The organism is Paraburkholderia sp. BR10936, from assembly GCF_040965735.1.
In the GTDB taxonomy this organism is placed as follows: Bacteria; Pseudomonadota; Gammaproteobacteria; order Burkholderiales; family Burkholderiaceae; genus Paraburkholderia; species Paraburkholderia nodosa_A.
In genome coordinates, this window is sequence record NZ_JBFRCM010000001.1 from 98,132 (window position 1) to 110,989 (window position 12,858).

The 12,858-nt window shown below is 67.0% G+C and carries 11 protein-coding genes; 4 read left to right on the top strand and 7 right to left on the bottom strand.

The window, feature by feature from the left end; all coding sequences use genetic code 11:
- Nucleotides 1-247: 247 nt before the first annotated feature.
- Complete coding sequence (locus AB4Y36_RS00460) at nucleotides 248-1,219, top strand: aldo/keto reductase (protein WP_069262923.1); 972 nt, start codon at nucleotides 248-250, stop codon at nucleotides 1,217-1,219.
- Between the two features lie 195 nt (nucleotides 1,220-1,414).
- Nucleotides 1,415-2,260: a 23S rRNA (adenine(2030)-N(6))-methyltransferase RlmJ gene (locus AB4Y36_RS00465; protein WP_069262521.1), complete on the top strand. Its 846-nt coding sequence runs from the start codon at nucleotides 1,415-1,417 to the stop codon at nucleotides 2,258-2,260.
- Between the two features lie 29 nt (nucleotides 2,261-2,289).
- Here AB4Y36_RS00465 and AB4Y36_RS00470 read toward each other — a convergent pair whose 3' ends face one another.
- From AB4Y36_RS00470 to cueR, 3 genes are all read right to left on the bottom strand, one after another.
- The gene (locus AB4Y36_RS00470; RefSeq protein ID WP_368682086.1) at nucleotides 2,290-2,679 is read right to left on the bottom strand and encodes a hypothetical protein; all 390 of its coding nucleotides are present in this window, start codon (nucleotides 2,677-2,679) and stop codon (nucleotides 2,290-2,292) included.
- A gap of 183 nt (nucleotides 2,680-2,862) precedes the next feature.
- Entirely contained in the window at nucleotides 2,863-3,012 is a 150-nt protein-coding gene (locus AB4Y36_RS00475) for a DUF3563 family protein (protein ID WP_083245111.1), read from the bottom strand.
- Nucleotides 3,013-3,309: 297 nt separating this feature from the next.
- On the bottom strand, nucleotides 3,310-3,735 hold the full coding sequence (cueR, locus tag AB4Y36_RS00480; RefSeq protein WP_368682087.1) for a Cu(I)-responsive transcriptional regulator: 426 nt from the start codon (nucleotides 3,733-3,735) through the stop codon (nucleotides 3,310-3,312).
- A gap of 161 nt (nucleotides 3,736-3,896) precedes the next feature.
- Here cueR and AB4Y36_RS00485 point away from each other — a divergent pair, with 161 nt between their 5' ends.
- Nucleotides 3,897-4,100: a heavy-metal-associated domain-containing protein gene (locus AB4Y36_RS00485; RefSeq protein WP_069262524.1), complete on the top strand. Its 204-nt coding sequence runs from the start codon at nucleotides 3,897-3,899 to the stop codon at nucleotides 4,098-4,100.
- Between the two features lie 11 nt (nucleotides 4,101-4,111).
- Entirely contained in the window at nucleotides 4,112-5,038 is a 927-nt protein-coding gene (locus tag AB4Y36_RS00490; protein WP_368682088.1) for a dTDP-4-dehydrorhamnose reductase family protein, read from the top strand.
- Between the two features lie 4 nt (nucleotides 5,039-5,042).
- On the opposite strand, the gene AB4Y36_RS00495 is transcribed toward AB4Y36_RS00490, so the two are convergent.
- The 4 genes from AB4Y36_RS00495 to AB4Y36_RS00510 all read right to left on the bottom strand — a co-directional run bounded on the left by AB4Y36_RS00495 (nucleotide 5,043) and on the right by AB4Y36_RS00510 (nucleotide 12,819).
- Nucleotides 5,043-8,525: an error-prone DNA polymerase gene (locus AB4Y36_RS00495; protein ID WP_368682089.1), complete on the bottom strand. Its 3,483-nt coding sequence runs from the start codon at nucleotides 8,523-8,525 to the stop codon at nucleotides 5,043-5,045.
- 34 nt (nucleotides 8,526-8,559) lie between these two features.
- Nucleotides 8,560-10,158, bottom strand: coding sequence for a DNA polymerase Y family protein (locus tag AB4Y36_RS00500; protein WP_368682090.1), 1,599 nt, complete (start codon nucleotides 10,156-10,158; stop codon nucleotides 8,560-8,562).
- Nucleotides 10,067-10,924: a translesion DNA synthesis-associated protein ImuA gene (imuA, locus tag AB4Y36_RS00505; RefSeq protein ID WP_368682091.1), complete on the bottom strand. Its 858-nt coding sequence runs from the start codon at nucleotides 10,922-10,924 to the stop codon at nucleotides 10,067-10,069. The genes AB4Y36_RS00500 and imuA overlap by 92 nt, the downstream gene beginning before the upstream one ends.
- A gap of 272 nt (nucleotides 10,925-11,196) precedes the next feature.
- On the bottom strand, nucleotides 11,197-12,819 hold the full coding sequence (locus tag AB4Y36_RS00510; protein WP_342945468.1) for an NAD(P)/FAD-dependent oxidoreductase: 1,623 nt from the start codon (nucleotides 12,817-12,819) through the stop codon (nucleotides 11,197-11,199).
- Nucleotides 12,820-12,858 lie beyond the last annotated feature (39 nt).

Here is a 12,858-nt window from a genome sequence, read left to right on the forward strand (position 1 = left end):
TGAGTGAACGGGACAGGATGAAACCTCGGAGCGCGCGCCGTCAAACCTGACGAATGGCTTATGCCATCCGGCCGGATGTTGCGTCGCGGCCAACGAGGCTATTGTGCATGAAGGCGCCTCGTCGAAGCATCGAGCAGGACAGGCAAAAGGATTTTCGCCGCACTGCAAGGCGCGGCGCGCACGGCGCAAGCCGTTCAGCAGCGACGGCCAAGTCGTGCTAGCTTTATCGGCTCACAAGGAGGCGTTCATGAACTATCGGCGACTGGGCCGCTCAGGCCTGCAGGTAAGCGAACTGTCCATCGGCTCGTGGGTCACCTACGGCAACCAGGTCGACGCCAGGCTCGCGCGCGAATCGCTCGCGGCGGCGCGCGACGCCGGCATCAACTTCTTCGACAATGCCGAGGCCTACGCCGGCGGCAAGTCGGAAGCGCTCATGGGCCAGGCGCTCAAGGAACTCGCGTGGCCGCGCGTGAGCTATGTGGTCTCGACCAAGTTCTACTGGGGCTTGAACGAAGCGCCCAACCAGTACCACACGCTCAACCGCAAGTACCTCATGAACGCCATCGACGGCTCGCTCGAGCGGCTGCAGCTCGAGTACGTCGATCTCGTGTTCTGCCACCGCCCCGACCCGAACACGCCGGTCGAGGAAACCGTCTGGGCAATGAGCGACATGATCACGCGCGGCAAGGCGCTCTACTGGGGCACCTCGGAGTGGAGCGCCGACGAAATCCGCGCCGCGTGGGAGATCGCGGAGCGCCATCACCTGCACAAGCCGGTCATGGAGCAGCCGCAATACAACCTGTTTCACCGCACGCGCGTGGAAGACGAATACCGCCGGCTCTACGAAGACATCGGCCTCGGCCTCACCACGTGGAGCCCGCTCGCCTCGGGTCTGCTCACCGGCAAGTACCGCGGCGGCGTGCCGACGGGCAGCCGCGCGGAACTGCAGGGCTACGACTGGCTGCGCAAGAACGTCACCGACCCCGACAAGAACGAGATCGTCGGCAAGCTCGCCGAGTTCGCGAAACAACTCGACTGCTCGGTGGGGCAACTGGCGCTCGCGTGGATCCTGAAGAATCCGCACGTGAGCACGGTCATCACCGGGGCCTCGCGCATCGAGCAGATCGGCGAAAACATGAAGGCGCGCGACGTGGCGGAAAAGATCACGCCGGACGTCAAGGCGCAGATCGAGGCGATCGTCGGCGACGCTTACGACTGACGTGGAGCGCGTACCCGCGAGGCGCGGCGCACCCGACACCGCGGGGCGGATTCGCGCGCAGGCATAGCCGGACGGACGGCGTACCGCGGGTCGCGTCTTGCGGTGGCGTACAATACGCGGCCTCGCGGGCGGCGCAGTCATCGCGCCGCCGCTGCCGTCTTCCCCGTATTCACCGGACCTCGTGTCCCGTCCATCATGCTGAGCTACCGTCACGCCTTCCACGCCGGCAATCATGCCGATGTCCTGAAACACGCCGTTGTCGTGCAACTGCTGCATTACCTCGGCAAGAAGGACAAGGCGTACTGGTACATCGACACTCACGCGGGCGCCGGCGCCTATGCATTGCGCGAAGGCTACGCGACGAAGAACGCCGAGTTCGACACGGGCGTCGGCAAGCTGTGGGGCCGCAACGACCTGCCTGCGGCGCTCTCGGACTACGTCGACGAAGTGGCGGCGCTGAACCCCGACGGTGAGTTGCGCTTCTATCCCGGCTCGCCCTATCTCGCATGGCGCCTCATGCGCGAGCAGGACCGCATGCGGCTGTTCGAATTGCACAGCACGGAAATCGACGTGCTGCGCCACCGCTTCCACGACGCGGGCCGCCGCGTGATGATCTATGCGGGCGACGGCTTCGACGGCATCAAGGCGCTCCTGCCCCCGCCGCCGCGCCGGGCGCTCGTGCTGATCGACCCGTCTTTCGAGGACAAGCGCGACTATGCGCGCACGCTGACGTGCGTCGAGGAAAGTCTCAAACGCTTCGCGAACGGCACCTATGCGGTCTGGTATCCGCAGGTCACCCGTCCCGAATCGCAGCGCTTCCCGGAGCAACTCAAGCGCCTGCAGAACAAGAACTGGCTGCACCTCACGCTTTCGGTGAGCAACCCGCCCGAAGACGGCTTCGGCCTCTACGGCAGCGGCATGTTCATCCTGAACCCGCCGTACACGCTCGAAGCGGCGATGAAAGAGGCGCTCCCGTGGCTCGTGAAAAATCTCGGCCAGGACGCCGGCGCGCAATTCAGGATCGAGTCGCGCGGCGACTAAGCCCCGGACTCAAACCCGCCTGAACGGCGTCACTGCCCGGACGGTAGCGGCTGGGGAAGCGGCGGGTTTGGGCGATGAGGGGGGCGCGGCGGCCGCGGCGGTGTCGGCCTCCCGCCGCCCTGCTGCACTTCCACGTACGGCGCGACGACATACGGCTGCGAAGAATCCGGCGCGAGACCCGCCGGTTGCGTCGCCTGAACCATCGGCTCGTGCGAGAGCGGCGCGTTTTGCAGCACCAGCCCCGGTTGGCCGTCGCTGATCCCTCTTTGTGTATCCAGAATGAGCGACTGCCCGGCATGCGCGCCGGCGCTGGCGCACGCCACGACGACGACGATCAGGCCCGCACGCGCAACAGAAAAACGACGCAACGCGCGGCGCGGCAACACAGGCATGCGGTGGGAAATGCGGTCTAGCACCATGAACGGCCCCCGGAGAGAAAGCGACACCATTGCTATGACGGCTTGTCGCAAAAAGACTTTACCTTACCCCGGTGGGAAGGCTCAGACTCGGTTCCATCGGCGGTGCAGAAACGACAAAGCCCCGCCAATGCGGGGCTTGAGATCGTGCTGCTTCAACCGGACTGAAGCCCGGTCAAAGCTGGCTTACAGCGAGTTGTAGCCGTTCGTTTCGATCGAACGAAGGCGCTGCTCGAGCTGGACGATATCGGCCGACGAGGCGAGATACGCTTCGCGGCGACGACGTTCGGCAGTTTCAAACCAGTTGCTCAGCTTTTCAAGAAGGAATGCAAACATGACGGTGTGCTCCAAGGATTCGGTTCGGCGATCCCCGGTGAATTCGCATCAGGGATAACCCTCATCAGGGATAACCCGTATTGTAACGGTTGCACCGAACTTTGCCAGTGAATTGCCCGAATACTGTGCATTCCATTTTGGAATGGCCCCTAAGTGCGAATCGGCAACATCATGTTCTATCGACACATTTTTCAGCGAATTCGCGGAGACTTGACGGCAACCACGTTACATCGCACCAATACGGTGCAAACAGCCCATGTGGTTGCGTCAATTTGCCTGCCGCGGTTGCACCTGCGCTCAGTGCACGTGGCCGGGCTCGTGGCACTCTGTAGTCGCGGCGTCGGCAAGCCGTTCGATGATCGGGCAGTCGGGCCGGTCGTTGCCCTGGCAGTGCGAGGCCAGGTGGGCGAGCGTGTCGCGCATCTGGGAGAGTTCGGCGATGCGCTGGTCGAGTTCCGCGACATGTTCGAGCGCGATCGATTTGACCTCGGCGCTCGCGCGGGAGCGGTCGTGCCAGAGCGCCAGCAGGCGCCGGATGTCCTCTACCAGAAAGCCGAGCCGGCGCGCCTGGCGGATGAAGCGCAGCGAATGCACCTCCTCCGCGCCATAGACGCGGTAGCCGGACTCCGTACGCCCTTTGGGCGCGAGCAGCCCGACACTCTCGTAGTACCGGATCATTTTTGCCGTAACGCCCGATTCGCGCGCCGCTTCACCGATGTTCACGCCGTTCTCCCGCTGTCTGGTCGATCGTTTGATCAATTCACTGATCGTACACCTTCCCACGATGGGAAGGTCCAGCGCGGCATCCAGTCCCCGCTGGCATAATCCGCCGACGGCCTCATATCGAGTAGGAAAAGCCTCAATCTCTGAAAAAGGAACACACGATGATTCAGTTCAACGTCGAAGGCATGAGCTGCCAGCACTGCGTAGGCGCCGTCACGCGCGCGATCCACGAACACGACGCGCAAGCCCGGGTCGAGATCGATCTGGCCGCCGGCCGCGTGAAGGTCGAATCGAGCCAGAGCGCCGAAGTCCTGAAAACGGCGATCGACGAAGCCGGCTACACCGTCGTCGGTACGGCCAGCTGACGGTCCGGGCCATGTTCAAGGTTGCCGTGATCGGCGCGTCTGGCCTGCTTGGGCGCGCCGTGGTGCGCGAACTCGCCGCCGATACCGCCTGGCAAGTCGTGCCGACCGCGTTCCGTCACGGCGGCCCGCAACAGACTGTGCTCGATGTGCGCGATACGCAGGCCGTGAACGCGTTCGTCGAGCGCGAGGCGCCCGACGCGATCGTGCTGGCCGCTGCCGAGCGCCGCCCCGACGTGTGCGAGCACGATCCGGCAGCGGCGCGCGCGCTCAATGTCGATGCGGTGCGCAGCGTCGCCGCGGCGGCGCGGCAGCGCGGCGCGTGGGTGCTCTCGATCTCCACCGACTACGTCTTCGACGGCACCGAGCCGCCCTACCGCGTCGACGACACGCCGAATCCGCTCAACGCCTACGGCCACAGCAAGCTCGAAAGCGAACGGGCCTTGCTCGAAACCAGCGACAACGCCCTCGTGCTGCGCCTGCCGTTGCTGTACGGGCCGATCGTCGGCTGGCACGAATCCGCGGTCACGAGCCTCGTGCCGGCCATCGTCGCTTCGGGAGAGACCGGGGCGCAGGCGGCGCCGATGGACGCGTGGGCCACGCGCTACCCCACTTTCACGCCCGACGTGGCGTTCGTGATCCGCGAACTGTTGCTGCGCTGCGCAGACGGCAACGCGGTGCGCGGGGTCGCGCAGTGGTCCGGCGACGAGCCGATGACGAAGTACGACATCGCCCAACGGATCGCGCAGGCGCTTGGCGTAGAGGCGCGTCTGCTCGCACAGCCCACGCCCACCGACGCCACGCCGCGCCCGCGCGACTGTCATCTCGATTCGAGCCGCCTCGAAACGCTGGGGATGGGCCGCCGCACGCCGTTCGACGTGGCGATTCGCGCCGTGCTCGACGCTTTCATGAGAGACGGCGTGCCGGCCGCTCGCCAGTGAAAATTCAGTGAAAATTGCGGCTCTCTGTGGCGAGCCGCCCGAGCAGCCGGCTGTGGTCCTCCAGCCGGTGCGCCACGAGGTGCACGACCTCGCCCTCGCGCTGCACCACGCCCGCCACCGCCAGCAGCGAAGACCCTAGCAGTTCCTTGCGCTGAGACTCGACGAGCGACGCGTGCACGATCACGTTGACGCTGCCGGTCTCGTCCTCGAGCGATACGAAGATCGTGCCGTTTGCCGTGCCCGGCCGCTGGCGCACCGTCACGATCCCGCACACGCGCGCGAGCATGCCGTGCCGGCAATGCGCCAGCTGCTCCGCCGTGCGAAAACGCTGCTTCGCGAGGCCGTGGCGCAGCAGTTCGAGCGGATGGCGATTGAGCGTGAGACGCAGGCTCGCGTAATCGGCGACGATTTCCGCACCTTCAGAAGCGCGCGGCAGCGCGAGCGGCGCCTCGGCAACGGGCGCGTCGCGCAAAAGCGCAGGCACCGCGTGCTGCGCGGTCACGGCCCACCATGCCTCGCGCCGGTGGCCCGCGATGCTCTCGAGCGCGTTCGACGCCGCCAGCGCCTCCAGCTCGCGTCGCGTGAGCGCCGCGCGGCGCGCGAGATCGTCGACGTCGGTGAACGGTGCGCGCTCGCGCGCCTCAATCACACGCCGCGCGGCATCTTCGGAAAAGCCCTTGATGAGACTGAAGCCGAGGCGCACGGCCGGCCCGCCGCGTCCATAGCGCTGCGGCGCAAGCGCAATGCGCAAGTGCACGACGCGCTTGAGGCCGTCCATGAACCTGTGCCGCCGGCCGCCGCGCTTGAGCGTGCCCCTGCGCGTCAGCACGGCCGCACCCAGCAGCGCGCGATAACGCAGCACCTCGGCGGTGCGTGCGCGAACCGCCTCGCCATCGAGCCGCTCGCCGGGTGCGCCGCGCTGCTCCAGCACCGACGCCCAGTCGCTCAACGCGATATCGGGCGCGCGCACCTGCACGCCGTGACGCTTCGCATCCTGCACGAGCTGGGAAGGCGAATAGAAACCGAGCGGCTGACTATTCAGCAGTCCTGCCAGAAATGCGGCGGGCTCGTAACGCTTGAGCCACGAACTCGTGTAGACGAGCAGCGCGAAACTCGCCGCATGGCTTTCCGGAAAGCCGTAGTCGCCGAAACCCTCGATCTGCTTGCAGATGCGCTCGGCGAATTCCGGCGAGTAGCCCTTCTTGAGCATGCGCTTCGTGAGATCGGCCTGATACGGCCGCAGATCTCCATCGCGCCGCCATGCGGCCATCGCGCGGCGCAGCTTGTCGGCTTCCTCGCCGGTGTAGTCCGCGGCGACCATCGCGAGATGCATCACCTGCTCCTGGAAGATCGGCACGCCGAGCGTACGTTCGAGCACCGGGCGCAATTCTTCCTTCGCATATTCCACTGGCTCGTCGCCGTGCCGGCGCTTGAGGTACGGATGCACCATGTCGCCCTGAATCGGCCCCGGTCGCACGATCGCCACCTGGATCACGAGGTCGTAGTACGTGCGCGGCCGCAAACGCGGCAACATGCTCTGCTGCGCGCGCGACTCGATCTGGAACACGCCGACCGTATCGGCCCTGGCGCACATGCGGTACACCGCCGGGTCCTCGACCGGAATGTCCTGCACGCGCATCTCGGGCAACCCGCGCCTGAGCGCCACGAATTCGAGCGAGCGCCGGATCGCCGAGAGCATGCCGAGCGCGAGCACGTCCACTTTCAACAGCCGCAGCGCGTCGATATCGTCCTTGTCCCACTCGATCACGTAGCGGTCCTTCATCGCCGCGTTTTCGATCGGCACGAGGCGCGAGAGCTTGTCGCGCGCGATCACGAAACCGCCCACGTGCTGCGAAAGATGGCGCGGAAAACCGCGCAGCTCGCGCGTGAGGCGGATGAGCTGCTGCGTCACGTGCGAGTCGGGCGAAAAGCCCGCTTCCTCCAGATGGCGCGCGATCGAATCGGGGCCGTCCCACCACTGATGCGCGCCCGAGAGCTTTTCGACGAGCGCATTGTCGAGGCCGAGCGCCTTGCCGACATCGCGCAACGCGCTGCGCGAGCGATAGGTGATGAGCGTCGCGGCCAGCGCGGCGCGGCGCGTGCCGTACTTGCGGTAGATGTACTGAATGACCTCTTCTCGGCGCTGATGCTCGAAGTCGACGTCGATATCGGGCGGCTCGTTGCGCGCGCGGGAGAGAAAACGCGCCACGAGCATGTTCATGCGCACGGGGTCGATCTCCGTGATCTTCAGGCAGTAGCAAACCACCGAGTTCGCCGCCGAGCCTCGCCCCTGGCACAGGATCTTCTGATCGCGCGCGAAGCGGACGATGTCGTGCACCGTGAGGAAGTACTTCTCGTACTTCAACTCGTCGATGAGCCCGAGCTCCTGCTCGATCTGATCCCGGCGCTTGTCGTTCAGGCCGTCGGGCCAGCGCTCCAGTGCGCCCTTCATCACGAGCTTGCGCAGCCACGACTGGGGCGTCTCGCCGGGCGGCACCAGTTCCTCGGGATATTCGTAGGCCAGCTCGCCGAGCGAAAACGTGCAACGGCGCGCGACGTCGAGCGTCGCGTCGAGCGCCTCGCGCGGATAAATCGCGCCAAGCCGCACGCGCGAGCGCAGATGCCGCTCTGCATTCGCTTCCAGCGCGCGCCCGCACGAAGCGAGCGGCTTGCCGATACGGATCGCGCTCAGCGTATCCTGCAACGGCTTGCGCGAACGGGCGTGCATCAGCACACCGCCCGCCGCGACGAGCGGCAGGCCGCTCTCCTGCGAGACATGGCGTAGCACTTCGATCTGCGTGTCGTCGCCGCCGGTCTGCCAGAGTTCGAGCGCGAGCCAGGCGCGCTCGGCCGCGAAGCCCGCGAGCCAGTGCGCGGCGCGCAGCGTTTGCGCGAGCGTGGCCGCGCGTTGCGGCACGAGCAGCAACACGCACTCGCGCAAGTGCTTCAGATGTTCGAAACCGGGCTCGGGCTCGGTGAAATCGGCGGGATGCACGCGATAGCTGCCCTTTGCCGCCCGCGAGCGAGCCAGCGTGATCAACTCGCAGAGATTGCCGTAGCCTTCGCGTGTCGTTGCGAGCGCAACGATCGTGCAGAACGGGGCGCCATGTTCGTCGACGAGATTCAGCTCGCTGCCGATCAGCAGGTGCAGCGACGGCTCGAACGGGCCCAGCGCCGCGGCGGCGGCATGGCCGCCGCGTTCGCGGGCCTCGCGCACGGCTTCGTCATACGCCTTTTTGCGCGCCTCGTCGTATTCGTTGAGCGCACTCCAGGCGCGCACGACGCCCGCGAACGAGCATTCGTCGGTGATCGCGAGCGCGCGGTAGCCGTGGCGGATTGCCTGCTCGACCATCTCGCCCGGGCGCGACGCGCCGTGCAGGAAGGTGAAATTGGTCAGGCAGTGCAGCTCGGCGTAGTCAGGCAGCTGCGCGGCCAACTGCGCCGGCAACTGTGGAGGCGACGACGCGCCCGTCCCGCTGATCGACATGATTCCTGAAACCCGAAAGAACGACGAATAAGCGCTAGCCGAACAGCCCTTGCAGATACCACTGGCCGCCAATGCGCTCGCGATACAGCCAGAACATGCGGCCCTGGTCGTCGGCGGCGACGTAGTAGTCGCGCCCGACGCCCTCGCCGTCCCACCAGCCGGACTCGATGCGCTCGGTGCGCGTGAGCGTCTTCAGCGGCCGGCGATAAACGGGCCGATCGCCGCGCGTCGCGAGCTTGAGCGGCTTTTCGAGCAACCACGCCGGACGCGGCTGGGTCGGCAGCGGCACCTCGGGCAGATCGAAGGCGCTTTGCACGGGCGCGCTCGCGCCGGCTTCCTGCTGCGGCTTGCCTGCCTTGCGCGGCTTGCGCGTACGCTTCGCGCCGCTCTCGCGGTAAGGCCGCGCCGACATCGCCAACTCGGGCCGGTGATCGTCCTCGACGAAAAGCTGCAGCACGTTCTGCTCGCCAAGCCGCGCGCCGATGCGCTCGAAGAGCTGCCCGAGCGACGCCTCGGCGGCCTCGGCCATCGGAAAGAGCGTGTCGGTGGGCGCCGCGTATTCGCTCACCTGCGAGGCGACGAGCGCAAGGCCGATCACGGGCGCGGCAAGCTCAGTCTGATTCAGGCGCTCGCGAAGCAGCCACAGCAGATGCTCGGCGTCGCGCGAAGGCGATGCCCAGGCGATCGTGAGCGTCGAAGTGCGCGGCGCGTGACGCGAAGCCAGTTCGTGCTCCAGGCGCAGTTCGAAGCCGCTCAACGCCGCGTGCTGCGCCGCCAGCCAGCCGGCCAGCTGCATCACGAGCCGGCGCGCGGCAAAGAGCAGCGCCTCGGCGCTCTCCACGCGCGCCTGCAATTCGAGCGACGCGTGAAACGACGGCGGCGCGGCAAACCAGACGCGCGGATCGGGCGCCTCGCCGCGCGCCTGCGCGAGCCAGCCGAGCACGCCGTCGCCGAAACGACGCACGATGCCGTCGCGCGGCAACCGCCGCAAATCGCCGAGCGTCGCGCAGCCGATCTGCGTGAGCGCGTGGTCGTGCTGCGCGGCGAACGGCGCAAGCGTGACCGGCAGTGAGTCGAGCGCGCGCGCGAGCGTTGTTTCCTTGAGCACATGCCAGCGGCGCGACGAACGCGTGACGCGCGCCTGCGCGAGCGTCCACGCCCCCCACGCCGTGGGCGCACACGCCATGCGCGCGGTGTGCCCGCAGCCGGCCACCGTCGCCGCGACCCTGGCGAGCAGCGCACGCACGCCGCCGAACAGACGCAAGCTCGAGCCGACTTCGAGCAGCAGCGTGTGCGACTGCGCGAACGACACCTTGGGCGTATAGGCGAGCAACGCGAGCGCGAGCGCCTCGAACGCGCGGGTCTCGCGCGCCGGATCGGCTTCGAGCAGCACGAGCCCCGGCGCGAGCGCGAGCGCATGCGAGCGCGTGTTGCCGGGCTCGACGCCTGCGCGCAGCGCGTCGAGATCGGCGATCAGGATGCGCGTGTGGTCGGCGAGCGCGTAGCAGCGCGGCGCGCTGGTGACATGGGCATCGACGCTTTCAGGCAGGAGCGGCGTTGACGGCGCCGGCGGCATCAGAGGTCTGACGGCCTCCAGCGGCAACAACGGCAAGGTGACGGCGATCCACAGCATGATTGACCCCGGGCCACGGCATGACGACGGAAGCTGCGTCCGGCTGGGGCAGCACCGCATCCTGCAGCGGCAATGTAATGACGAGTGGCTGGGCGGGCGGCGGCCCGCGGCGCTTGAAAATATCGACGGAGAGCGCGGCGAACTGCATCCATTGCCGGCGGTTCAGGCTCGCGTCGTCGGGCGGCGGCACCGGCGAGCAGGTCATGCGCAGCGGCGCCGGCGACGACTGGTTGCGCGCGGCGAGCGGCCGCACGAGAAATGCGAGCGCCTGCGAATCCTGGGCGGCGACCTGTAGACGGCGCACGGCGTCGGCGCGCGCCTTCGCCTGCCAGAGCAGCACGGCGCCCAGGCCTTCCTGCTTGAGCGCCTGTTCGGCCACCCAGGCGGCTTCGTCTTCGGCCGCGCGCACCCAGATCACGCGATCGAGCGCGAGCCCCCACGCCTTGAGCGCGCAGGCGTATGGGCGCCACGGCGGCGCGACGAGCAGCACGTGCCGGCCCGCCTGCGCGGTGAGCGCGCGCAGCGCCGGCGCGACGAGTCGCATCTCGCCCACGCCGCCCTGTTCGACGAGCAGCTCGGTCAGGCTGCCCGAGGGCCAGCCGGCGCCGGGGAGCTGGGCGTCGAGCGTCGCGTGGCCGCTCGGCACCGTGCGCTCGCTGGCGCGCGCGAGCTGATCGCCTTGCCACACGCGGCTTTGCAGCCGGGGGGGCAAGTGCGCGGCGAGTTGCGCGGTGGTCTGCGCAGTGGTCTGGGCTGCTGCTGCCATGTTCGTGGCCTGATTGATGGGAACGCTTCGCCCTGCCCGGCAAGAAATGGGGCATCGGCAAGAAGGAGGTCGACTCGCCTCCACCTGTATATTTATACAGTATTTTGAGAGATTGGAGGAGGCGGAAATTGGGGGCGGGTCACTTTGCGATCGCCGAGGGGCGACCGGACCGCCGCCGGACGTCGCGCTGACGTCCGGGGCAAACGCTGCTTAATACACACCGCCAGCCCGATGTGGGCGCTGTGCGATAAGGGCGGCAGAGCTTGTTGCTATCAAGACGCCTGCGCCGACGTCATATCGAGCGCCACGGCTTGCGCCACTTCGATGCCGTCGATGGCCGCCGAGTAGATACCACCGGCATACCCGGCGCCTTCGCCCGCCGGATACAGACCTTCGACGTTCATGCTCTGGTAATTGTCTTTGCGACGAATGCGCAGCGGCGACGACGTGCGCGTCTCCACGCCGGTGAGCACGGCGTCGTGCATCGCGAAGCCTGCGATCTTCCTGTCGATCTGAGGCAGGGCTTCGCGGATGGCTTCGATCACGTAGTCGGGCAGCGCGGTGCTGAGATCGGTCGGGTGCACACCCGGCTTGTAAGACGGCACCACGGAGCCCAGCGACGTCGACGGACGACCGGCGATAAAGTCGCCGACCAGTTGGCCCGGCGCCTGGTAATTGCCGCCGCCGAGTTCGAACGCCCGCTCTTCCCACTTGCGCTGGAAGGCGATGCCCGCGAGCGGACCGCCCGGATAGTCCTCCGGCGTGATGCCGACGACGATGCCCGCATTCGCGTTGCGCTCGGCCCGCGAATACTGGCTCATGCCATTGGTGACCACGCGGCCGGGTTCGGAGGTCGCCGCGACCACCGTGCCGCCCGGGCACATGCAGAAGCTATAGACCGCCCGTCCATTGTTGGCGTGATGCACCACCTTGTAGTCGGCCGCGCCGAGTTGCTTGTGGCCCGCAAACTTGCCGAAACGGCTGCGATCGATCAGCCCCTGCGGATGCTCGATCCGAAAGCCCAGCGAAAACGGCTTGGCTTCCATGAACACGCCGCGATCGTGCAGCATCTGGAACGTGTCGCGGGCGCTGTGGCCGACGGCCAGCACGACGTGGTCGCACGGCAGCGTCTCGCCGTTCGAAAGCTTGAGCGCGCGCACCTTGCCCTGTTCGATCTCGATGTCTTCGACGCGGGTTTCGAAGCGCACTTCACCGCCCAGCTCGTGGATGGTGGCGCGCATTTTTTCCACCATGCTGACGAGACGGAACGTGCCGATGTGCGGCCGGCTCAAGTACAGGATATCCTCCGGCGCGCCCGCCTTGACGAACTCCTCGAGCACTTTGCGGCCGTAGTGGTGCGGATCCTTGATCTGGCTATACAGTTTGCCGTCGGAAAACGTCCCGGCCCCGCCTTCGCCGAACTGCACGTTGGATTCGGGGTTGAGCACGGACTTGCGCCACAGCCCGAAGGTGTCCTTGGTGCGCTCGCGCACGGCCTTGCCGCGTTCGAGGATGATGGGACGAAAGCCCATCTGCGCGAGGATCAGTCCCGCGAACAGGCCGCATGGCCCCATGCCGATCACCACCGGACGCGGATGCGTCGAGTGCTCGGGCGCCTTGGCGACAAAGCGGTAGGTCATGTCGGGCGTCACCCCGCAATGCGGCTTGCCGGCGATCCGCTTGAGCGCGGCCGCTTCGTCCTTGACTTCGACGTCGACGATATAGGTCAGCTTGATATCCGAGCGCTTGCGTGCGTCGTGCGCACGGCGGAATACGGTGTAACGCACGAGCGCATCCGCCCCCACGCCGAGTTCCGCGAGACGTCCCCGAATCGCGGCTTCAAGTTCGCTTTCGGCGTGGTCGAGGGGGAGTTTGACTTCGGATAAACGTAACATGGCTGCCAGGGTGCGATCGCCACGGGAGTTGTGGCCGAT